This is a genomic window from Sandarakinorhabdus limnophila DSM 17366, from assembly GCF_945882885.1.
Taxonomy (GTDB): Bacteria; Pseudomonadota; Alphaproteobacteria; order Sphingomonadales; family Sphingomonadaceae; genus Sandarakinorhabdus; species Sandarakinorhabdus limnophila_A.
Window position 1 is genome coordinate 12,588 of the sequence record NZ_CAMCWT010000023.1, and the last position, 21,416, is coordinate 34,003.

Below are 21,416 nucleotides of genomic sequence, written 5' to 3' on the forward strand. Positions count from 1 at the left end.
TTCAAGGACAAGCCTGATGGCAACAGCAGCAGCCAATCGCCGGGGCATTATCTTGGCTGGAGGGTCCGGCACCAGGCTTTATCCGTTGACTAAGCCGGTCTCGAAGCAGTTGATGCCGGTTTATGATAAACCGATGATCTATTACCCCCTATCGGTTCTCATGCTTGCCGGCATACGCGAAGTGCTTGTCATCACAACACCAACCGACAATGCGGCTTTTGCCGGATTGCTGGGGGATGGCAGCGACTGGGGGATGGATATCCGCTACGCCGTGCAGCCCGAACCAAAGGGGCTGGCGCAAGCCTATCATATCGGTGCTGAATTCGTCGGCGACCGGCCTTCGACACTGATATTGGGTGACAATATTTTCTATGGCCATGGCCTACCTGAACTGCTGGCGCGCGCTGGTTCGCGCCAGGTCGGCGCCACCGTGTTCGGTTATTATGTCAAAAATCCCGCCGCCTATGGCGTAGTGTCGTTCAATGCCGACGGCCGCGCCGAAACCATCGAGGAAAAACCAGCCAACCCCAAATCCAACTATGCGGTGACCGGCCTGTATTTTTACGATGGAGACGCCGCGCGACTGGCCCGCGACGTCCGCCCGTCGCCGCGTGGCGAACTGGAGATTACAGATCTCAACCGTCTCTATCTCGAAGCCGGCAAACTCGAAGTCGAATTGATGGGCCGCGGCTTTGCCTGGCTCGATACCGGCACTCACGGATCGTTGCTCGATGCAGGGCTGTATGTGCGTATTGTCGAGGAACGCCAGGGCCTGAAGATATGTTGCCCCGAAGAAATCGCCTGGCGCCAGGGCTTTATCTCGGCCGCACAACTGGAAAGCATCGCGCAACCATTACGCAAATCGGGCTATGGCGAATATCTGCTCGAGCAGTTGCGCATTGCAGGCTAACAGATTGTATACGTCTGCGTTCTTCGAAGTTTTAGAGCAATGGTAATCCGCTAAGACGGCCGATCGATCGGATCATAGAATGTCGAATAGTGAAATCAACCGAATGGTATAAAATGAGAATCGTCGATACCACGCTTCCAGAAGTCAAACTGATTGAACCAAAAATATTCAGCGACGGCCGTGGTTTTTTCATGGAAAGCTGGAACGCGCGAACCTTTGCTGACAATGACCTCGATCTGCACTTCGTGCAGGATAACCACAGCCGGTCAGCTAAGGGCGTGCTGCGGGGGCTCCATTATCAATTGAAAAACCCGCAGGGTAAGCTGGTCCGGGTTACAGCGGGTGCCGTATTCGATGTCGCTGTCGATGTGCGGCGCTCCTCGGCGCACTTTGGCCGCTGGGTTGGTTATGAATTATCGGACGCCAACAAGCGCATGTTGTGGGTGCCTCCGGGTTTTGCGCATGGCTTTGTGGTGCTCAGCGAAAGTGCCGATTTCCTCTACAAATGCACGCAATTGTATGACGCAAGCGATGATCGCGGTATCCGCTGGAATGATCCGGCGATTGGGATCAAGTGGCCGCTGGCCGGGATGACGCCGCAGCTTTCGGGCAAGGATGCCGACGCACCGCTGCTTGCAGATGCCCCGGTGTTCGCGTGAGGGCGCTTGTTGCCGGTGCCGGCGGGCAGCTTGGCCGCGCTCTTCAGGGCTGTGCGCCTGCTGGCGTCACCGTCATTGCGCCTTCTGAGGCCGAATTCGACATTACTGATGCCGCCACGGTGGCGCGGGTAATTGCCGAGAGCCGTGTCGATGTTGTTTTCAATGCGGCCGCGTATACCGCCGTCGACAAGGCCGAAGCCGACGTAGCGCAAGCGCAGCTTATCAATGCCGATGCCGTTGCCCTGCTCGCCGCCTACGCGCCGCGGTTGGTGCATGTTTCCACCGATTTTGTTTTCGACGGCGCGGCGAGCAGACCTTATCTTCCCGATGCCACGCCCAATCCGATCAGCGCCTATGGCGCCACAAAACTGGCGGGCGAAATTGCTGCGGGCCCTGATGCTTTGATCGTGCGCACCGCCTGGGTCTACGCGGCAGTTGGCAGCAATTTCGTCCATACTATGCTCCGCCTGATGAGGGAGCGCCTCGAAGTCCGCGTGGTTGCCGATCAGATCGGCACGCCGACCCACGTTACCGGCCTCGCTCGGGCGCTCTGGCGCCTCAGCGTCGCCGGCGTTAGCGGCGTGCATCACTGGACTGATGCCGGTGTCGCCAGCTGGTACGATTTCGCCGTTGCCATCCAGGAAGATGCGTTGGCGATCGGCCTCCTCGACCAACCGGTTCCGGTCATTCCTATACGCACCCAGGATTACCCTGCCCCGGCGCAACGTCCGGCCTACTCGGTACTGGACAAAAGCAGTTGCTGGGCCATTACCGGCCCGGCTGCGCATTGGCGAACCGAGCTGCGCCATTGCCTTGCCGCAATAAAGGATCTCCAGGCGTGAGCCATTTGCTCGTTACCGGCGGCGCCGGCTTCATAGGCGCAAACTTCGTGCACTATTGGGAGACGCAGCATCCGGATGACACAATAACTGTACTCGACGCACTGACCTATGCCGGCAACCGCGCCAATCTAGCCGGTGCGCGCGCTGCATTCGTCGAAGGGGACATCCGCGACACGGCCCTGGTCGAGGGGCTGCTCGGCGATCGCAATATCGATACGATTGTGCATTTCGCGGCCGAGAGCCATGTGGACCGCTCAATCAATGGGCCCGCCGCCTTTATCGATACCAATATTCTCGGCACGCTCAGCCTACTTACGGCTGCCCGCAGCGTCTGGCTGGCTCGCGAGGCGAAGCGGCATCGCTTTCATCATGTCTCCACTGATGAAGTCTATGGTTCACTCGGGCCTGATGATCCGGCCTTCAGCGAAACCACTCCTTATGCCCCGAACAGCCCCTATTCAGCTTCGAAGGCGGCTTCGGATCACCTCGTTCGCGCCTGGCATCACACTTATGGCCTTGCCGTCACCACATCTAATTGCTCGAACAATTACGGACCGTTTCAATTCCCGGAAAAGCTGATCCCGCTCTTCCTCATCAACGCGCTCCACGGCCGGGCATTGCCGATTTATGGAGATGGCATGCAGATCCGTGACTGGTTACATGTCGAGGATCACTGCCGCGGCATTGAGGCGGTGCTGCACAGAGGGCGTGTCGGCGAAACCTATTGCATTGGTGGCGGGGCCGAGCTGCCCAACATCACCGTCATCGATACGCTGTGTTCGGCTGTCGATGCGGCTTTTGCCACCGACCGGACACTTGCGACCCGATTTCCCGCAGCAGCTGCAGCGCAGGGTAAGCCGACCGCCAGCCTCAAGGTCAACGTCACCGACAGACCCGGCCATGACCGGCGTTACGCGATCAATGAAACCCGCGCCCGCAATGAACTAGGCTATGCTCCGGCACGCGATTTCTCCACTGGCTTTGCCGCAACGCTGGCCTGGTATCTTGATAATGAATGTTGGTGGCGCGGCGTCCTTGACGGCAGTTACCGCAACTGGGTGGTGAGCTGACGGAGGCGCTCCTGCGCCATTCATACCTGGGCGGCATTAGCCCGCTCGCATTCGAAGCCAAGGTGGCATAGTGAGATAGGTAACCGGCACAAAACCGTTACAAGTCCAGACTGGAGGGTGACCATCAACGGATCGCAACTTCATGAGATCATGGTGGAAACCATGGTTGATGAATTGCTCCAGTGCCTCGAGGACACGTCCGTCAGCGCCACCAAGCCTCTATTTTGGTACGGTCGAGCTCAGGTCGAAGTCGAGGACAATTGGGCTATCCGGCCCGACTGCCAAAGGGGCGGAAGAGCTTACAACCGGCATCGGGGCTTCATCAACTCGCACCTCTCAGACTTGCTTCATGCTGACAGGGATAGACTGCATGAAGTCGATCATGCCCTCCGGCAATGGCGCTGCCGGTCAACGGCGGCGTACAGGAGAGAACGCATGATCGCGCACGGCGCACAGCGGGCGCCCGGCGCTTGGGCGTGATCGCAGTTGGCGTACTCGCCGCCGCCCTTTCCGTAGGCATCTCGGCAGTGCCCTCCGCCGCCGCGCTTACCGCGCAGGAGAGCCAGCCGGCTGCCGCTGCACCGGAGCTGTCGGCAACGCTGCCCGCTACCCAGCCGCCGGGTAGGGTGGCCGTTCCCACATTCGTTGGTGACACGACTCAGGCTGCAGCGCCCGCCCAACTCACCAAGGCCGACGACACACCGGTCAGTCCGGGTTCGACCACCGGCACTGCGCCAGACGAGGGCAATGAGATCATCGTCACCGCGCGCCAATCGTCGCGGATCGATCCGCTTGCCAAGCTCAACGCGCAGTCGTTCGCGGCCATTCAGGCGATCGACAAGGCGGTCGTCGCACCGGTCGCGCTGGGATACGCCTCGGCCGTTCCCAAGCCCGTCCGCAACGGCCTGCGCAACCTGTTGCGCAACCTCGACGAGCCGGTCAGCTTCCTCAACGACATCTTGCAGCTCAAGATCGGGCGCGCGGCCAAGTCGGCGGCACGGTTCGGGATCAACTCGACCATCGGCGTTGGCGGACTGTTCGACATGGCGCGGCGCAAGCCGTTCAACCTGCCTTACCGGCCCAACAGCTTCGCCAATACCTTTGCCTGCTACGGAGTCGGCAACGGCCCCTTCTTCTACCTCCCGCTCGTCGGCCCCACCACCTTGCGCGATCTCTTCGGCCTTGGGCTGGACAAGGCAGTCCTGCCCACGGTGGTGGGCAAGCCGTTCGATGATGGCAAAGTGAACGTGGCGCTCGGCGTCGTCGATATCCTGACCGACCGGGTCGAGATCGACGGCCAGCTCCAGCGCATCCGCAACGAAAGCGGCGATCCCTACGTCGCCGTGCGCGAGGTCTATCTGGCCCAGCGGCGGGCCGAGATCGGCGCGATCTGCCCGCGCCACGGAGACACCGACCCCGATCCCAATCTCATCTCACGCGTGGGCAAGGGTCCGCGCTGAGCTGGCTCAGATCGCGGCAATCGAGCAGGTGGGGGCTTGCTGGGTTCCCTGCCAATGGAAGCAAAGGCTTGGCACCCCCTCAGATCGGATATCTCAAAACCGCCTGCCGGGCAGTGTCATCGATCTGATTGTGTCAACTTAACGGTGTGGATCGGCGTGCAAAAGGGACCCTGTTAGCGGGGTGATCGGCGTCCAAAAGGGAACCACCATTCCGATGGTTTAGACAGCGACTTGGTTTTCCAGGTGGCGAGATCGGGATGTTGGTTGTGGAGACGGTTGTACGGATCCGGCGGGAACACGCTGGCGGCAAGTCTATCAGGGCGATTGCGCGTGATCTTCGGTTGTCACGCAAGGCTGTGCGCAAGGCGATCGGCGCACCGGAGGGTGCTTTCACCTATCACCGTGCGGTGCAGCCGTTGCCGCGGATTGGGCCTTTCCAGGAACGGCTCGACACGCTGCTGACAGAGAACGAAGGCCTGCCGCGGCGCGATCGCCTGCGGATGACGCGGATCCACGATCTTCTGCAGCGCGAGGGCTTTGAAGGCTCTTATGATGCTGTGCGCCGTTATGCGTCACGCTGGACGGCGACGCGGCGCAAGGATGCTGGCGATGGGGCGCCGGCGTTCATCCCGCTGCTGTTCCAGCCCGGCGAAGCTTACCAGTTCGACTGGAGCCACGAGGATGTCGAGATCGCTGGCGCGTCGGTGCGAGTGAAGGTGGCGCACATGCGGTTGTGCGCGTCGCGGGCGGTCTATGTCAGGGCCTATCCGCGCGAGACGCAGGAGATGGTGTTCGACGCGCATGCGCGGGGCTTCGCCTTCTTCGGCGGTGTGCCGCTGCGCGGCGTATACGACAACATGAAGACGGCGGTGACCACGGTGTTTACCGGCAAGGACCGGGTGTTCAACCGCCGCTTCCTGATCATGGCCGACCATTACATGGTCGAGCCGACCGCTTGCTCGCCGGCGGCGGGCTGGGAGAAGGGCCAGGTCGAGAACCAGGTCCAGACGATCCGCGGGCGGTTCTTCCAGCCCCGGTTGAAGTTCGCCAGCCTCGAGGAGCTGAACGGGTGGCTGGAGGCGGAGTGCCGGCGCTGGGCAGCGATGCAGTCGCATCCCGAGCAGCGCGATATGACGGTTGCCGAAGCGCTTGCCGCCGAGCGGCCGGCGCTGCAACCAAGGCTGGCACCGTTCGACGGGTTCCACGAGACCGAGCACGCGGTCACCGGCACCTGCCTGATCAGCTTTGATCGCAATCGATACTCGGTTATAGCCAAGGCGGCACGGCGTCCGGTCCAGGTCCGCGCCTATGCAGATCGGATCGTCGTTCGCTGCGGCGACGCTGTCGTCGCCGAACATCCCCGGCACTTCGGGCGCAACCGGACGATCTATGATCCCTGGCATTACCTGCCGGTGCTGGCGCGCAAGCCAGGAGCCCTGCGCAATGGTGCGCCGTTCCAGGGTTGGGAGTTGCCGCCGGCGTTGACGCGCCTGCGCCGCAAGCTGGGCGCCGGCGACGAGGCGGACCGGCGGTTCGTGCGCGTGCTGGCAGCGGTCATGTCCGATGGCCTGGATGCGGTCGATGACGCGATCCGCGAAGCGCTGGAAGCGGGTGCCGCCAGTGACGAGGTTGTCCTGAACATCCTTGCCCGCCGCCGGGAGCCACCCCGGCCGCCCACCATCATCACGGCCGAGGATCTGGCGCTGGTGCACCCACCGGTCGCCAACTGTGCCCGCTACGACAGCCTGCGAGATACAAGTGCAGCGGCATGAGATGATCGAGGCCATGCGCGGCCTTGGCCTCAAGGGCATGGCCGGCGCGTTCGACGAAGCGGTGACCACCGGCCTGAAACGCCAGCGCACCATGATGGAGATCTTGACCGATCTGTTGCGTGCCGAGGCGACGCACCGGCATACCGCCTCGATCCGCTACCGGATGTCGGCCGCCAAGCTGCCGGTCGCCAAGGATATCGACGCCTTCGTGTTCGATGGCACGCCGGTCAACGAAGGCCTGGTGCGCTCGCTTCATGCCGGCTCGTGCCTCCCGGCACAGCGCAACATCGTCCTGGTCGGCGGCACCGGCACCGGCAAGACCCATCTGGCAATCGCCATCACCGCCAGCGTCATCCGCGCCGGTGCCCGCGGCCGCTACTTCAACACCCTCGACCTGGTAACTCGCCTCGAGGAGGAGACCCGTATCGGCAAGGCCGGTGCGCTGGCGGCGCAGCTCGCCCGCCTCGATCTCGTCGTCCTCGATGAACTTGGCTATCTGCCGCTTGCCCGGTCGGGCGGGCAGTTGCTGTTCCACCTGATCAGCAAGCTTTACGAACGCACATCGGTGATCATCACCACCAACCTGACGTTCGGCGAATGGCCCACTGTGTTCGGCGATCCCAAGATGACCACCGCGCTGCTCGATCGCATCACCCATCATTGCGATATCGTCGAGACCGGCAACGATAGCTGGCGGTTCAAAAACCGGAGCTGACCGCCCCCGCCACGGCCGCCGAAAAGAACAATCTTGTCGGGCTCGCGCCTCCGGCCGGGCTACGCCCGACCTCCGCCGCGAGCCCGACAACCACTTCTCATCTTGATTGACGCGCAAGCTTCACCGCCGCGCCGAAAGTGGTCCCCTTTTGCATGCCGATAGGCCTCCAAAGTGGGTCCCGTTTGAACGCCGATTGACAAACTGACAATGCACCGATTGTCCACCATGCCCAGCTACCGCTCTTCGCCATATGCAAACTGCCTACCGTGGCAAAACATATCCGCCATTGCCAAGTCGCGTAAAGGCGAGCCAGTCGCGCGCGCGTGAAAAAACTGTATTAGCGTTTGCTGCGGTGAACCCTTCCGATTTTCGCCCTGGGACGCCGTAAAGAATGGACGCCCCCCGGTGCCCAGCCGATCGGGCTTGATCAACCTTTTGCACCCCGCTATCGGCGGACAGAAAGTGAATAATTGGGTGGATACGAAAAAGCAGGGGAAGGTTATTCCCCCGCATTTTCAACATGTTAGCTTGACAGAATGGTGCCCAGAAGAGGACTCGAACCTCCACGCCCTTGCGAGCGCCAGCACCTGAAGCTGGTGCGTCTACCAATTCCGCCATCTGGGCACGGGGTAGGCGGCGGCTGATATGGGGGGAATCGGGGGTTGTCAATCGCCCGACACCGCCAGAGGCGATTTTTCCGCCGGCAGCGCTGCCGTGGGGCAAGATGAGCCAAGACAAGGCCGGCGCCAGCGGCTAAACCGCCTGCATGACTGATCTTCACAGCACAAGCACTGCTTCCCCGTTGCCTGTCGGCGCGCTGGTTACCGTCATTGGCGGTGCGGGCTTCATCGGCCGGTACGTGGTGGAGGCGCTGGCCAGGGCCGGATACCGGGTGCGAGTTGTCTCCCGCCATGCCGACAGCGCGCTGTACCTGAAGCCGCTCGGTGATCTTGGCCAGATCCAGGTGGTGACCGGCAATATCCGTTCCGATGCCGATATGGCCGCCGCCTTTGCCGGCGCATCGGCGGGCGTGAACCTCGTTGGCATCCTTGCCGAAAGCAGGGACCAGCGCTTTGCCGCTCTGCAGGCCGAAGGCGCCGGGCGAGCGGCGCGGGCCGCGGCGGCGGCGGGCGTAAAGGCCTATGTGCAAATGTCCGCCATCGGTGCCGATGCCACCAGCGCAATCGCCTATGCCCGCAGCAAGGGCGAGGGCGAGCAACAGGTGCTCAGCGCGCTGCCGTTTGCTTGCCTTCTGCGGCCCAGCCTGGTCGCCGGGCCGGAAGATCAGTTCTTCAACCGCTTTGCCGGCATGGCGCGCATCGCGCCATTCCTGCCGGCGATCAGCGGGGACAGCCTGTTCCAGCCGGTCTATGTGCGCGATGTGGCCGATGCGGTGCTGGCGGCGCTGCAATCGGGCGATGCACGCGGGCGCACCTTTGAACTGGGCGGGCCGGATGTGCTGAGCTTCACCGCCATCCTGCAGATGATCTCCGATCTCACCGGGCTTGATCGGCCGGTGGTGCCGCTGTCGGATTTCACGTCGGGCCGGCTGGCGAAGCTGGGCGACATCCTGCCGTTCATGCCGATGAACAGCGATCAGTTGGCGATGCTGAAGAAGGGCAATATCTGCGCCCCTGGCATGCCGGGCCTGAAGGATCTGGGCATCGCGCCGACACCGCTGGCCGGGTTCATCCCGGAGATGATGCAGCGCTTCCGCCGCGGTGGCCGCTTTGCGAAAGCAGCAGCGTGAACCAGCCTGATCTGCTTACCATCATCCTGCTCGGCATTGTCGAGGGGCTGACGGAATATCTGCCGGTGTCCTCCACCGGGCATCTGATCCTGGCGGGCGAACTGCTCGGCTTTTCGGGGGAGGCGGGGGCGACCTTCGATATCGCCATCCAGTCCGGCGCGATCCTGGCGATGCTGGTCGCCTATTGGGGGCGCTTCATGGGCGTCGCCAAGGGCCTGCTGGTGCGCGAGCCGACGGCGTTTGCCTTCCTGCGCAACGTGTTCCTGGGCTTCCTGCCGGCCGCGATCATGGGCGTGCTGTTCATCAAGGCCGTGGAAGCCATGCTGGAAAGCCCCACAACCGTGGCCGTCTCGCTGATCGTTGGGGGCTTTGCGATCCTGTGGATCGAAAAGCGCATGGGCGAAGCCAAGGTGTTCGGCGTGGAAGCGCTGACCACGCGCAACTCCATCCTGATCGGGCTGGGGCAGTGCGTTGCCATGATCCCCGGCGTGTCGCGTTCGGGCGCCACCATCATGGCGGCGCTGATGCTGGGGGTGGACCGCAAGACCGCCGCCGAGTTCAGCTTTTTCCTCGCTGTGCCGACGATTTCGGGCGCCACCGTGCTGATGCTGTGGAAGAACCGCGACAGCCTTGATGCGTCCAACCTGTCGGCCATCGGCATCGGCTTTGCCGTCAGTTTCGTGGTGGCACTGGCCGTGGTGAAGGGCTTTGTCGCGCTGGTCAGTCGCTTTGGATTCGCCCCGTTCGCTTGGTACCGAATCATCGCCGGCAGCGCCGCGCTGGTGTGGCTGGCGATGAGATAAGGCCGAAACGGCCATAAAACGGCGGAAAAATCGCCTGAATCGCACACCCTGGCCGGATTTAGGGCCGACTTGCTGCCTTATTTGCCATTTTCACGTGACAAGCGCTGGTGCTCGTGGTTTCGCCCATCCGAACGAAAGGATGAGCGCCCATGGCCGCAACAAAATTGCTGAAGTTCGTCGAGCGGACCCAGGCTTACCCGGCCAAGCGGTCGGCCGATGAGCGCGCCCATGATTTCCTGGAGATCAGCCGCCCCTATATCCTCGCCAAGGCCGAGGAGCAGGCCGGGCGCTGCAGCCAGTGCGGCGTGCCCTTCTGCCAGGTGCATTGCCCGCTGCAGAACAACATCCCCGATTGGCTGAAACTGACGGCGGAAGGCCGATTGCAGGAAGCCTACGAAGTATCGGCCGCCACCAACGCCATGCCGGAAATCTGTGGCCGCATCTGCCCGCAGGACCGGTTGTGCGAAGGCAATTGCGTGATCGAGCCTGGGTTTGGCAGCGTCACCATTGGTTCGGTCGAGAAGTTCCTGACCGATAACGCCTGGGAACAGGGCTGGGTGAAGCCGCTGCAGCCCGTCGCTGATCGCAGTGGCCAGAGCGTGGCCATCATCGGCGCCGGTCCGGCCGGCCTCACCGCTGCCGAAGCGCTGCGGGTGAAGGGCTATGACGTGCATGTCTTTGACCGGCACGATCGCGCCGGCGGCCTGCTCACCTACGGGATTCCCGGCTTCAAGTTGGAAAAGCCGGTGGTGATGCGCCGGGTCGAGCGGCTGCGGGAAGGCGGCGTGCATTTCCACCAGGATTTCGCCGTGGGGCGCGATGCCAGCCTGGCCGATCTGCGTGCGAAGCACGCTGCAGTGCTGATCGCAACGGGGGTCTACAAGGCCCGTCAGGTCGAAGTGCCGGGGGCCGATGGCCCGACCACGATGGAGGCGCTGGATTATCTGATCGCCGCCAACAAGACCGGCTTTGGCGATGCGCTTCCGGATGCCGCCACCTTTGATGCAACGGGAAAGCATGTCGTGGTGATCGGCGGCGGCGATACCGCGATGGATTGCGTGCGCACCGCCATCCGGCAGGGCGCCGCCAGCGTGAAGTGCCTTTATCGCCGCGATCGCGCCAACATGCCGGGTTCGGCGCGCGAGGTCGCCAATGCCGAAGAAGAGGGCGTGGAGTTCGTTTGGCTGGCAGCACCCGCTGAAATCACGCCCGCCGGTGTGGTGGCGCAGGGCATGCGGCTTGGCCAGCCAGGCCCCGATGGCCGCCGCAGCCCGGAACCGGATGCCGATAATCGCTTCACGCTTCAGGCTGATCTGGTGATCAAGGCGCTGGGCTTTGATGCTGAAGACCTGCCAACCCTGTTTGGCGCGCCGCAATTGCCGGTGACGCGCTGGGGCACGGTGCGGATTGATCACAAGACGATGATGACCGGCCTGAACGGCGTGTTCGCCGCCGGCGACATCGTGCGCGGCGCCAGCCTGGTGGTGTGGGCGGTGCGCGACGGGCGTGACGTGGCGGCGCAGATGCACCAATATCTGCGCGCCCGCGTGACTGCAGCCGCAGCCGCAGCCTGACCAACTCCAAGGAATTGCCCAAATGAAGACACTGATCGTCGCTTTTGCCGCTCTTGCCGTTGCTGGCGCAGCGCAGGCCCAGACCAAGCCGGCCGCGGCGCGCCCGCTGGACCCGGCCACCCTGCAATCGGCGGCGGCGATCGTGGCGCAGCTGAACATCAAGGCCAAGTTGCAGACGCAGATGGCGGGCAGCATCGCCCAGATGAAATCGGGCGCGGTGATCCGTGCCATGCTGGCTCAGCAGCCGGGTTTCATCCCCGCCTATCAGGCCAACAAGGCGAAATTTGATCCGGTGCTGGCCAAGGCCGGCGCCATTCAGGCCCAGATCGCGCAGGGCGTGGTGAACCAGAATCTGAACAGCGTGGTGACCGCCGCCACCCAGGCCTATGCCCGCCAGTTCACCAAGGCAGAACTTGACGCCATCCTGGCCTTTTACCGCACGCCCGCAGGTCAGGCGCTGATGCGCAAGGAGCCGGCGGTGGCCGCTGCCATCGGTCAGGCCACCGGCCAGTTGATCGGGGCGAAGATCGATGCGGCCATGCAGGCCAATGCCAAACGGCTGGGCGCGGCGCTGGCCCCGCTGAGCAGCAACGCACAACAGGCAAAGAAGCCATGACCCAGACGCCCGCACCCTTCGTCGTTTCGCCTGAGGAACGCGCCCGCATTGCTGACGTCGGCATGTATCGCCCCGATTTCGAAGGCGATGCCTGCGGCGTGGGGCTGGTGGCGGCCACGGATGGCAAGCCGCAGCGCCGGGTGGTGACCGCTGCCATCGATGCGCTGAAGGCGGTGTGGCACCGCGGCGCGGTCGATGCCGACGGCATGACGGGCGATGGTGCGGGCATATTGGTCGAGATCCCGGTGGATTTCTTCCACGAACATGTCGAACGGAACGGCCAGAAGCCAGTCGCCGGTCTGCTGGCTGTGGGCCAGGTGTTCCTGCCGCGCACCGATCTCAATGCGCAGGAAGCCTGCCGCACCATCGTTGAATCCGAAATCATCGGTTTCGGTTACAAGGTCTATGGCTGGCGCCAGGTGCCGGTGGATATCAGTTGCATCGGCGACAAGGCCATGCTGAGCCGCCCCGAGATCGAGCAGATCATGATCGCCGGGCCGAAACCCGACGGTGAGGATGCCAAGGAGCGGTTCGAGAAGGACCTCTATCTCATCCGTCGCCGCATCGAGAAGAAGGTGATCGAAGCCCAGATCCAGGGCTTCTACTTCTGCTCGCTGTCATGCCGTACGCTGATCTACAAGGGGCTGTTCCTGGCGGAATCGCTGAGCGTTTTCTATCCTGACCTCAACGACGAGCGCTTCGTTTCGCGCTTTGCCATCTATCACCAGCGCTATTCCACCAACACCTTCCCGCAATGGTGGCTGGCGCAGCCGTTCCGCACCTTGGCGCACAATGGCGAAATCAACACGATCCGCGGCAACAGCAACTGGATGAAGAGCCACGAGATCAAGATGGCGGCCGCCGCGTTTGGCGAACATTCGGAAGACATCAAGCCGCTGATCCCGGCCGGCGCGTCGGATACGGCGGCGCTTGATGCGGTGTTCGAAGCCTTTGTGCGGTCGGGTCGCGATGCGCCGACCGCCAAGTTGATGCTGATTCCGCAGGCCTGGCAGCGTGATGCCAGCCTCGATCCGGCGACGCGCGCCATGTATGCGTTTTTCGCGTCGCTGATGGAGCCGTGGGACGGGCCGGCGGCGCTGGCCATGACCGATGGCCGCTGGGTGGTCGCCGGCCTTGATCGCAACGCGCTGCGGCCGATGCGTTATTGCCTCACGCGTGATGGCCTGCTGATCACCGGTTCGGAAGCCGGGATGGTGGTCGTGCCGGAAGGTGACGTCGTGAAGAAAGGCGCGCTCGGCCCCGGCGAGATGATCGCGGTCGATCTGGATGCCGCGCCGTCGAAATTCTACAGTGATGCAGAGATAAAGGCGAAGGTGGCCGGTGCGCAGGATTATGCCTCGCTGGTCGCCGGCTTCACCAATTTCGAGGATCTGCCGGGACGCGCCAAGCCGGAACAGGCTGCGGCCTATGATCGGGACAATCTGCGCCGGCGCCAGGTCGCCGCTGGCCAGACACTGGAAGACATGGAGCTGATCCTCGCGCCGATGGTGGAGGATGCCAAGGAAGCCGTGGGCTCCATGGGCGATGATGCGCCGCTGGCGGTAATTTCCGAGAACGCCCGCAACCTGTCGCACTTCTTCCGGCAGAATTTCAGTCAGGTCACCAACCCGCCGATCGACAGCTTGCGCGAAACCGGCGTGATGAGCCTGAAGACGCGTTTTTCGAACCTGACCAACATCCTGGACGACGAAGCCACCCAGGCCGGCGTGATGGTGATGGACAGCCCCGTGCTGTCCAACCGCGACTGGCATCTGCTGAAGGGCCATTTCGGCCGTCAGGTGGCCGAGATCGACTGCACGTTCGAGATCGCCGGCGGCCCGGCTGGCCTGAGGGCCGCCATCGCCCGCGTGCGCGCCGAAGCCGAAACCGCGGTGCGCCAGGGCAAGACGCAGTTGTTCCTCACCGATGAGCATCAATCGGCCACGCGGGCAGGCATCGCCATGATCCTGGCCACGGCCGGCGTGCACACGCACCTGGTGCGCAAGGGCTTGCGCGCTTACGCCAGCATCAACGTGCGCGCCGCCGAAGCGCTCGACACACATTATTTCGCGGTGCTGGTTGGCGTGGGGGCGACCACCGTCAACGCCTATCTGGCGCAGGAAGCCATCGCCGATCGCCATACGCGCGGCCTGTTCGGCAGCCAGACGCTGGACGAGTGCATTGCCCGTTACAAGAAGGCGGTGGACGACGGCTTGCTCAAGATCATGGCCAAGATGGGGATCGCGGTGATCTCCTCCTATCGCGGCGGCTACAACTTCGAAGCGGTTGGGCTGAGCCGCGCGCTGGTCAATGATTTCTTCCCCGGAATGCCGGCCAAGATTTCGGGCGAGGGCTTTGAATCGTTGTTCGTCAACGCCCAGATGCGCCACGAAAAGGCCTGGGACGAGGATGTGATCGCGCTGCCGGTCGGCGGCCTGTATCGCTGGCGTGCCAATGGCGAGGCCCATGCCTGGAATGCCCAGCTGATCCACCTGCTGCAAACGGCGGTGAGCCGCGACAGCTACAGCGACTATCAAAAGTTCAGCCGCGGCGTGCAGGCGCTGCCGCCGATTTCACTGCGCGACCTGATGGATTTCGTGCCCGGAACGAAAGCCGTGCCGATTGAATCGGTGGAATCCGTCACCGAAATCCGCAAGCGCTTCGTGACGCCGGGCATGAGCCTGGGCGCGCTGTCTCCGGAAGCGCACGAGACGCTGGCGATCGCGATGAACCGGATTGGTGCCAAGGCGGTTTCGGGCGAAGGCGGCGAGGACCCGATCCGGTTCAAGCCCTATGCCAACGGCGACAACGGCAACAGCGTGATTAAGCAGGTGGCGTCTGGCCGGTTCGGCGTGACGGCGGAATATCTGAACGCCTGCGAGGAAATCGAGATCAAGGTTTCGCAGGGCGCCAAGCCCGGCGAGGGCGGGCAGCTGCCCGGCTTCAAGGTGACGGAACTCATCGCCAAGCTGCGCCACTCGACGCCGGGCGTGACACTTATCTCGCCGCCGCCGCACCACGATATCTATTCGATCGAGGATCTGGCACAGCTGATTTACGATCTGAAGCAGATCAACACCCGTGCCCGCGTCTGCGTGAAGCTGGTGTCGAGCGCTGGCATCGGCACGGTGGCGGCCGGCGTGGCCAAGGCGCACGCCGATGCCATATTGATTTCCGGCAATGTCGGCGGCACCGGCGCGTCCCCGCAGACCAGCATCAAATATGCTGGCACGCCGTGGGAAATGGGCCTGTCAGAGGTCAACCAGGTGCTTACGCTGAATGGCTTGCGCCACCGGGTTAAGCTGCGCGCCGATGGCGGCCTGAAGACCGGCCGTGACGTGGTGATCGCCGCCATTCTGGGTGCGGAAGAATATGGCATTGGCACGATGAGCCTGGTCGCCATGGGCTGTATCATGGTGCGCCAGTGCCATTCGAATACCTGCCCGGTGGGCGTTTGCACGCAGGACGAAGCTCTGCGCGGCAAGTTCGACGGCAGCCCGGAAAAGGTCATCAACCTGATGAGCTTCATCGCCGAAGAAGTGCGCGAGATTCTCGCGCGGCTGGGCTTCCGCAGCCTTGATGAAGTCATCGGCCGCACCGAATTGCTGCGTCAGGTCAGCCGCGGTGCCGAGCATCTGGATGATCTCGACCTGAACCCGGTTCTGGCCAAGGTCGATGCGCCCGATCACATGCGGCGTTGGGGCTTGGGCAACGGCCGCAACCCGGTGCCTGACAGCCTGGATGCCGAAATGATCCGCGATGCCGGCCATCTGTTCGAAGGCGGTGAGAAGATGCAGCTGGCTTACACGGTGCGCAACACGCACCGTGCCGTGGGCACGCGGCTTTCGGGCGAGATCACCCGCCGCTTCGGCATGACGGCGCTCAGCCCCGGTCATGTCCACGTCCGGCTGCGCGGTTCGGCCGGGCAATCCCTGGGCGCTTTTGCCGTGCAGGGAGTGAAGCTGGAAGTGTTTGGCGAGGCCAATGACTATGTAGGCAAGGGGCTTTCCGGCGCCACCATCGTGGTACGGCCCTTCCCGTCCAGCCCGCTGGCCAGTCAAGACAATGCCATCATTGGCAACACCGTGCTCTATGGCGCCACGGCGGGCAAATTGTTCGCGGCAGGGCGCGCGGGCGAGCGTTTTGCCGTGCGCAACAGCGGCGCGACGGTGGTGGTGGAGGGCTGCGGCGCCAACGGCTGCGAGTATATGACCGGCGGCACCGCCGTGATCCTGGGGCCAACGGGTGACAATTTCGCTGCCGGCATGTCGGGCGGGATGGCCTTTGTGCTGGACCGCGACGGCCAGTTTGAGCGGCGGGTGAACCGTGAGAGCGTGATCGTGCAGCGGCTGGAATCGGCGCACTGGGAAGGCGTTGTGATGGCCCTGATCGAGGAACACGCCGCCGAGACCGGTTCCAAATGGGCGGCCGGCCTGCTGGCGGAGTGGGACCGCACACGGGAAGCGATCTGGCAGGTGTGCCCGAAGGAAATGATCAGCCGGCTTGCGCACCCGTTGAACGACAGCCCGGCCAGCATTGCGGCAGAATAGGGCGCAATCTTGAAACCGGGTCCTTCGCTGCTATATTACACTATAACAGTTGAAGGACCCGATGATGGCCAAGAGCAATGATCCGCTGATCGAAAGCCTGATGCAGATGGCGGTGGCGGCAGCCCCGCTGATCCGCAAGGTGCGCGAGAGCGGCATTTTCCGCGACCGCGACACGGTGGTGGACGCCGAGATCGTGACGCCGGAACCGGCCAAGGCGCCGACCCCGCCGGAAACCCCCAAGGCAGCAGAACCGCCGCCGGTGACCCCGGATACCAGCGCCTTGCAGGACATTGTCGTCCGCCAGGCGCTGCGCATCAACGAGCTGGAGGCCGAAGTGGCGGCGCTGAAGGCAAAGGCGGCCAAGCCGGCCAAGGCGAAGCCCCAAAGCAAGGCAAAGCCCCGGCCCGCCAAGGCTTAGCCCTTCTTGAATAGCACCTTGCCGCGCTGCTCGACGTACAGCTTCTCGAACGTCGCCGGATCGAAATAGGCTTCGACGCGGCCGGTTTCCGGCATCACGCCATAGACTTCATAGCAGCCGCCATCGACCTTGGCCTTGGCCACAGTCCAGCCCTGCTTGGTGAGTTCGGCCTTCAGCCCCTCGATCGGCTTCATGTCGGCCGCCGCCACGTTGCACTTGATTTTGCCGGTGGCCAGCGCCGGGCCGGCCATCATCGTTGCGGCCAGAGCCGCCATCATCATTACGCGCATCTTCATACCTTTCGGGTTGCAGGGAAAAATCGAACCAGCTGCAGGCTGGCGACGATACCGGCGACTGCCATGGCCAGGCTGAACGCATCATGCACCACGGCCATGTGGGCCAGGGCCACCGCCGCGGCCGGGAGAGCCAAGCGCTGCACCGGCTTCCACGACCGGCGCAGCAGGCGCATCGCGGTATCACTGCTGGCCAGCGCCGGCGGCAGCATAAGGGCGAGCGCAATCCAGCCGGTGAGGACGCCGGGGGTGAAAGCCTCATCCATAATCAGCGCCCATTCACCGCCCGGTTCGGCAAAGCCGCGCATGGCCAGCACATAGAGCCACAGATGCACGCCACTGGCCGCGAAGGCTGCCAGCCCCACCGCGCGGCGCAGCCACAATTGCCGCGCCAGCGGTCGCCACAGTTTGGCCAGCGGCGTCATCACCACCGCAAGCGCCAGCCAGGCCATCGCCCAATTGCCGGTATCGGCCACCAGTGCATCCAGATCGGCATCCGGGCTGGTCGCCTGCCACCACAGCCCGGCCAGCGGCGCCATCAGCACCGCCCACAGGGCCAACAGGGCGAGACGCCGGTTCATGCTTGCTGGGCTAGCGTTGTTGCGAACGATTTGCAACAAGCCTGTTGGGCGGCTGCGGCCTTCCCAAGACGGCAAAGATGATTATGACAATGCGCACAATGTGGCGTCTCTATCATTTCACGCTCTGTCCGTTCAGCCGCAAGGTGCGTTTCGCGCTGGAGGTGAAGGGTGTGACGCACGAACTGGTGCAGGAACGGCCGTGGGAAAAACGGCCCGGCTTCACCGCGCTCAATCCCGCCGGGCAGACGCCGGTGCTCCAGCGCGATGCGCTCGTGCTATCTGATTCGACCGCCATCCTTGAACATATCGAGGAAACGCTGGAACGCACGCCGCTCCTTGGCAGCACCGCGGAAGACCGTGCAGAAACCCGGCGGCTGAGCGCCTGGTTCGATCAGAAATTCTATGCCGAAGTGAACGCGCCGCTGCTGGGCGAACGCATGTACAAGCGCGCCGTGGTGCGCGGCACGCCCGATGGCGGCATCATCCGCGCCGCCAGCCGCATGGCGGACATGCATCTGGATTACGTCGATTTCCTGCTGGAACGCCGCGCCTGGTTGGGCGGTGGCCAGTTCGGCCTGGCCGATATCGCGGCGGCTGCGCATCTTTCGGTGGCGGATTATCTGGCCGGCCTGGAATGGGACGGGCATGAACCGGCGAAAACCTGGTATTCGGCGATCAAGTCGCGGCCGACGTTCCGCCCGTTGCTGGCCGAACGGCTGGAAGGGCTGCCGCCGCCGCAGCATTATGACAAGCTGGACTTCTGATCCGGCTGCCTGTTGGGGAGAGGCGCGTTGGCAACCACTGAACAGGCTGAAGCCCGCGCCCGCTGGCTGCTGATCACATTGCTGTTTGCCGGCACGGCGCTGAACTATGTCGATCGGCAGGTGCTGGCGCTGCTCAAACCCACGCTGGAAGCCGAATTCGGCTGGACCGATCAGGAATTCGCCCACCTCGGCAGCGTGTTCCAACTCTCCGCCGCATTCGCGCTGCTGGCGGTGGGCTGGTTCGTGGACAAGTTCGGCGTGCGCTGGGCCTATGGCGTGGCCGTCGCGATCTGGAGCGCCGCCGGCATGGCCCACGCCGCCGCCGCCACCGTGAGCCAGTTCGTCGTCGCCCGCTCCGTGCTGGCGGTGGCCGAAAGCGTCAACACGCCCGCCGCCGTGAAGGCCGCTGCCTCCTATCTGCCGCTCACCCAGCGCAGTCTTGGTTTGGGTCTGGTCAACACCGCCCCCAACATCGGCGCCATCCTCACACCGCTGCTGATCCCGCCGCTGGCGCTGGCCTTTGGCTGGCAATCGGCGTTTGTCGTCACCGGGGCGCTCGGCTTTGTCTGGCTCGGCTTCTGGATCTTTGGCACCCGCCCGCTGCTACCGGTGAACGTCGCCAAGAACGCCGCGCTTGAAGGCAATTGGGGCGAGCTGCTGAAAGACCACCGCACCTGGACGATCGTCGGCGCGAAAGCGCTCACCGATTGCGTCTGGTGGTTCGTGCTGTTCTGGTCGACCGACTTTCTGGTGAAAACCTTCGGGCTGGGCCAGGGCGACGTCGGCGTGCCCAACGCCATCATCTTCACCATGGCCGCCCTCGGCGCGTTCAGCTGCGGGTTCCTGTTCCCGGCACTGCTCAAACGCGGCATGAGCGTGAACAAGGCGCGCAAGACCAGCATGGTCTTCTACGCCATCCTGATCCTGCCGATCCCGCTCGCCCTGCAAGCCCCCGGCCCCATCGCAGCCGCCCTCATCATCGGCCTGGCGCTGTTCGCCCACCAGGGCTTCTCCACCAACATCTTCGGCCTCGCCGCCGATACCGTGCCCACCTCGCGCGTCGCCGGCGTGATGGCGCTGGGCGGCGTCGCCGGCAACCTCACCGGCACGGGCATCATCGAACTGACCGGCTGGTGCCTCACCAACGGCGTCGGCTACTGGCCCATGTTCGCCATCGCCGCCGGCGCCTATCTGACGGCGTTGCTGTTCATCCAGCTGATGCAGCCAGATATTCGTGCGCTGGACGAAGGCTGAAGTCAGGGGCTTCCGGTGGGCAGGGACGCAATCCCTGCCCCCGTTTGTTTGGCGCGGCTCTGTCGGCGCGCAAACGCATGCAAACGAAAGTGGGGCAGCGGCTCAGCCGCTGCCCGCCGGAGGCCCTTTTCTTGCCTTCAGCGAGCCGCCAGCATCTCCTCCACTCACGCAGGTACCAGCACACCGGCCGGGCCGTGGCGCGCCTCGTCGAACATCGGTGTGCCGGCAGAGGGTTTCAGATTGAGTTCCAGCGTGCGCACGCCGGCGTCGCGGGCCCATTGTACGAAGCCGGCGGCGTGATAGACCGCGCCGGAGGTGCCGATGGAGACGAACAGCTCGCACGCCGCGATGGCCGCGCTGATGTCGTCCATGTGGTAGGGCATTTCGCCGAACCAGACGATATCGGGGCGCAAGGACCCGGGCTGTTGGCAGGCCGGGCAGGCGGGGTTGCCCAGCAACGGCCCGCTCCATGGCCGGGCGGCGCCGCAGCGGGTGCAGAGGGCGGAGTTCAGCTTGCCGTGCATGTGCAGCAGGTGATTGTGGCCGGCGCGATCGTGCAGATCATCGACATTCTGGGTGACGAGCAGGAAGTTGCCGGGCCATTCCGCCTCCAGCCGCGCCAGCGCCATGTGGGCGGCATTGGGCACCACCTGGCCGAGGAAGGCGCGGCGTTGGTCGTAGAATTGCTGCACCAGGGCAGGGTTGCGGCGGAAGGCTTGTGGGGTGGCGACGTCCTCTACGCGGTGGCCTTCCCACAGGCCATCGGCGGCGCGGAAGGTGGGCACGCCGGATACGGCCGAAATGCCGGCGCCGGTGAGGATAACGACGGCGGGGTGGCGGCTCATGCAGGCTCCAGCAGCAGAGTGGGATCGGGCCACCAGACCCGGCAATAGGCCTGCCGGCTGCCATCGGGGGCGATTTCCTTTTCGAGCGGGCCTTCCTGGCCTCCCATGCGGGCATAAAAGCCGCGCGCGGCGGTGTTGGCGGCAAAGACGTGGAGATCAAGCCCGGCGCCGGGCGCCTCGTTCAGCGCCAACCGCGCCGCCGCACCGAGGAGGCGCCGGCCCAGCCCCAGCCCATTGAGGACGGGGCGGACGTGCAGATTGTCGACATGGCTGCCCCAGTGCGGATCGGCAGCGAGGAAGATGCAGACAAAGCCGGCCAGGCCATTGTGATCCTCGGCCAGCAGCACCCGCATGGCGGGATCGGGCGCGGCAAAGCGCTCTGTCCACACGGTCAACCTGTCGGCGGCCAGGTCCTGCGCCAGCCAGTCGGCGCGCAGGATATGGTCATAGGCGATGGCCCAGCTTGCCGCATGCAGGGCGGCGATGGCCGGGGCGTCGGCAGGCAGGGCAAGGCGAAAGTGCATCGCAGCCACGATAAGG

19 protein-coding genes and 1 tRNA gene are annotated in these 21,416 nt (G+C 64.0%); 15 read left to right on the top strand and 5 right to left on the bottom strand.

Features of this window, described 5'->3' with window-relative positions:
• Positions 1-16: 16 nt before the first annotated feature.
• From rfbA to istB, 7 genes are all read left to right on the top strand, one after another.
• Positions 17-910 carry a glucose-1-phosphate thymidylyltransferase RfbA gene (rfbA, locus tag Q7O19_RS06905; protein WP_303809472.1) on the top strand — a complete coding sequence of 298 codons (894 nt, stop codon included), beginning with the start codon at positions 17-19 and terminating at the stop codon, positions 908-910.
• Between the two features lie 113 nt (positions 911-1,023).
• Positions 1,024-1,569 carry a dTDP-4-dehydrorhamnose 3,5-epimerase gene (gene rfbC, locus Q7O19_RS06910; RefSeq protein ID WP_303809507.1) on the top strand — a complete coding sequence of 182 codons (546 nt, stop codon included), beginning with the start codon at positions 1,024-1,026 and terminating at the stop codon, positions 1,567-1,569.
• Positions 1,566-2,411: a dTDP-4-dehydrorhamnose reductase gene (rfbD, locus tag Q7O19_RS06915; RefSeq protein WP_303809509.1), complete on the top strand. Its 846-nt coding sequence runs from the start codon at positions 1,566-1,568 to the stop codon at positions 2,409-2,411. Before rfbC ends, rfbD begins: the two co-directional genes overlap by 4 nt.
• Complete coding sequence (gene rfbB, locus Q7O19_RS06920; RefSeq protein ID WP_303809511.1) at positions 2,408-3,481, top strand: dTDP-glucose 4,6-dehydratase; 1,074 nt, start codon at positions 2,408-2,410, stop codon at positions 3,479-3,481. Before rfbD ends, rfbB begins: the two co-directional genes overlap by 4 nt.
• 476 nt (positions 3,482-3,957) lie before the next feature.
• Positions 3,958-4,941: a VacJ family lipoprotein gene (locus Q7O19_RS06925; RefSeq protein ID WP_303809513.1), complete on the top strand. Its 984-nt coding sequence runs from the start codon at positions 3,958-3,960 to the stop codon at positions 4,939-4,941.
• 257 nt (positions 4,942-5,198) lie between these two features.
• A complete protein-coding gene (gene istA / locus Q7O19_RS06930) occupies positions 5,199-6,713 on the top strand; it encodes an IS21 family transposase (RefSeq protein ID WP_303809473.1) in 1,515 nt (504 codons plus the stop codon).
• Positions 6,700-7,428: an IS21-like element helper ATPase IstB gene (istB, locus tag Q7O19_RS06935; RefSeq protein WP_303809476.1), complete on the top strand. Its 729-nt coding sequence runs from the start codon at positions 6,700-6,702 to the stop codon at positions 7,426-7,428. The genes istA and istB overlap by 14 nt, the downstream gene beginning before the upstream one ends.
• A gap of 537 nt (positions 7,429-7,965) precedes the next feature.
• On the opposite strand, the gene Q7O19_RS06940 is transcribed toward istB, so the two are convergent.
• Positions 7,966-8,052: transfer RNA gene (locus Q7O19_RS06940), tRNA-Leu, on the bottom strand.
• A 142-nt stretch (positions 8,053-8,194) separates the two neighbouring features.
• On the opposite strand from Q7O19_RS06940, the gene Q7O19_RS06945 reads away from it, so the two are divergent.
• The 6 genes from Q7O19_RS06945 to Q7O19_RS06970 all read left to right on the top strand — a co-directional run bounded on the left by Q7O19_RS06945 (position 8,195) and on the right by Q7O19_RS06970 (position 17,139).
• On the top strand, positions 8,195-9,178 hold the full coding sequence (locus tag Q7O19_RS06945; RefSeq protein ID WP_303809478.1) for a complex I NDUFA9 subunit family protein: 984 nt from the start codon (positions 8,195-8,197) through the stop codon (positions 9,176-9,178).
• The gene (locus tag Q7O19_RS06950; protein WP_303809480.1) at positions 9,175-9,981 is read left to right on the top strand and encodes an undecaprenyl-diphosphate phosphatase; all 807 of its coding nucleotides are present in this window, start codon (positions 9,175-9,177) and stop codon (positions 9,979-9,981) included. The genes Q7O19_RS06945 and Q7O19_RS06950 overlap by 4 nt, the downstream gene beginning before the upstream one ends.
• Before the next feature lie 149 nt (positions 9,982-10,130).
• Positions 10,131-11,555 carry an NAD(P)-dependent oxidoreductase gene (locus tag Q7O19_RS06955; protein WP_303809482.1) on the top strand — a complete coding sequence of 475 codons (1,425 nt, stop codon included), beginning with the start codon at positions 10,131-10,133 and terminating at the stop codon, positions 11,553-11,555.
• A gap of 22 nt (positions 11,556-11,577) precedes the next feature.
• Positions 11,578-12,171, top strand: coding sequence for a DUF2059 domain-containing protein (locus tag Q7O19_RS06960; RefSeq protein WP_303809483.1), 594 nt, complete (start codon positions 11,578-11,580; stop codon positions 12,169-12,171).
• A complete protein-coding gene (gene gltB / locus Q7O19_RS06965) occupies positions 12,168-16,721 on the top strand; it encodes a glutamate synthase large subunit (protein WP_303809485.1) in 4,554 nt (1,517 codons plus the stop codon). The genes Q7O19_RS06960 and gltB overlap by 4 nt, the downstream gene beginning before the upstream one ends.
• Before the next feature lie 61 nt (positions 16,722-16,782).
• Positions 16,783-17,139 (top strand): hypothetical protein, encoded by a 357-nt coding sequence (locus Q7O19_RS06970; RefSeq protein ID WP_303809487.1) that lies wholly within the window; start codon positions 16,783-16,785, stop codon positions 17,137-17,139.
• On the opposite strand, the gene Q7O19_RS06975 is transcribed toward Q7O19_RS06970, so the two are convergent.
• Both Q7O19_RS06975 and Q7O19_RS06980 read right to left on the bottom strand, forming a co-directional pair.
• Entirely contained in the window at positions 17,136-17,435 is a 300-nt protein-coding gene (locus Q7O19_RS06975) for a PepSY domain-containing protein (RefSeq protein WP_303783719.1), read from the bottom strand. The genes Q7O19_RS06970 and Q7O19_RS06975 overlap by 4 nt on opposite strands.
• The gene (locus Q7O19_RS06980; RefSeq protein WP_303809488.1) at positions 17,432-18,013 is read right to left on the bottom strand and encodes a ferric reductase-like transmembrane domain-containing protein; all 582 of its coding nucleotides are present in this window, start codon (positions 18,011-18,013) and stop codon (positions 17,432-17,434) included. Before Q7O19_RS06980 ends, Q7O19_RS06975 begins: the two co-directional genes overlap by 4 nt.
• A 98-nt stretch (positions 18,014-18,111) precedes the next feature.
• Between Q7O19_RS06980 and Q7O19_RS06985 the strand changes: the two genes are divergently transcribed.
• Together Q7O19_RS06985 and Q7O19_RS06990 are read left to right on the top strand one after the other, a co-directional pair.
• Complete coding sequence (locus Q7O19_RS06985; RefSeq protein WP_303809490.1) at positions 18,112-18,777, top strand: glutathione S-transferase family protein; 666 nt, start codon at positions 18,112-18,114, stop codon at positions 18,775-18,777.
• 27 nt (positions 18,778-18,804) lie between these two features.
• A complete protein-coding gene (locus Q7O19_RS06990; protein WP_303809492.1) occupies positions 18,805-20,031 on the top strand; it encodes an MFS transporter in 1,227 nt (408 codons plus the stop codon).
• 164 nt (positions 20,032-20,195) lie between these two features.
• Here the strand turns inward: Q7O19_RS06990 and Q7O19_RS06995 are convergent, their stop codons facing one another.
• Positions 20,196-20,876 carry an NAD-dependent deacylase gene (locus Q7O19_RS06995; protein WP_303809493.1) on the bottom strand — a complete coding sequence of 227 codons (681 nt, stop codon included), beginning with the start codon at positions 20,874-20,876 and terminating at the stop codon, positions 20,196-20,198.
• On the bottom strand, positions 20,873-21,400 hold the full coding sequence (locus Q7O19_RS07000) for a GNAT family N-acetyltransferase (protein ID WP_303809494.1): 528 nt from the start codon (positions 21,398-21,400) through the stop codon (positions 20,873-20,875). Before Q7O19_RS07000 ends, Q7O19_RS06995 begins: the two co-directional genes overlap by 4 nt.
• Positions 21,401-21,416 lie beyond the last annotated feature (16 nt).

Excerpts from the sequence above, each read along its gene's own strand:
- rfbA (WP_303809472.1), top strand. The coding sequence starts at position 17 with ATGGCAACAGCAGCAGCCAATCGCCGGGGCATTATCTTGGCTGGAGGG.
- rfbC (WP_303809507.1), top strand. The coding sequence starts at position 1,024 with ATGAGAATCGTCGATACCACGCTTCCAGAAGTCAAACTGATTGAACCA.
- istA (WP_303809473.1), top strand. The coding sequence starts at position 5,199 with ATGTTGGTTGTGGAGACGGTTGTACGGATCCGGCGGGAACACGCTGGC.
- Q7O19_RS06945 (WP_303809478.1), top strand. The coding sequence starts at position 8,195 with ATGACTGATCTTCACAGCACAAGCACTGCTTCCCCGTTGCCTGTCGGC.
- Q7O19_RS06955 (WP_303809482.1), top strand. The coding sequence starts at position 10,131 with ATGGCCGCAACAAAATTGCTGAAGTTCGTCGAGCGGACCCAGGCTTAC.
- Q7O19_RS06960 (WP_303809483.1), top strand. The coding sequence starts at position 11,578 with ATGAAGACACTGATCGTCGCTTTTGCCGCTCTTGCCGTTGCTGGCGCA.
- gltB (WP_303809485.1), top strand. The coding sequence starts at position 12,168 with ATGACCCAGACGCCCGCACCCTTCGTCGTTTCGCCTGAGGAACGCGCC.
- Q7O19_RS06970 (WP_303809487.1), top strand. The coding sequence starts at position 16,783 with ATGATGGCCAAGAGCAATGATCCGCTGATCGAAAGCCTGATGCAGATG.
- Q7O19_RS06975 (WP_303783719.1), bottom strand. The coding sequence starts at position 17,435 with ATGAAGATGCGCGTAATGATGATGGCGGCTCTGGCCGCAACGATGATG.
- Q7O19_RS06980 (WP_303809488.1), bottom strand. The coding sequence starts at position 18,013 with ATGAACCGGCGTCTCGCCCTGTTGGCCCTGTGGGCGGTGCTGATGGCG.
- Q7O19_RS06985 (WP_303809490.1), top strand. The coding sequence starts at position 18,112 with ATGTGGCGTCTCTATCATTTCACGCTCTGTCCGTTCAGCCGCAAGGTG.
- Q7O19_RS06995 (WP_303809493.1), bottom strand. The coding sequence starts at position 20,876 with ATGAGCCGCCACCCCGCCGTCGTTATCCTCACCGGCGCCGGCATTTCG.
- Q7O19_RS07000 (WP_303809494.1), bottom strand. The coding sequence starts at position 21,400 with ATGCACTTTCGCCTTGCCCTGCCTGCCGACGCCCCGGCCATCGCCGCC.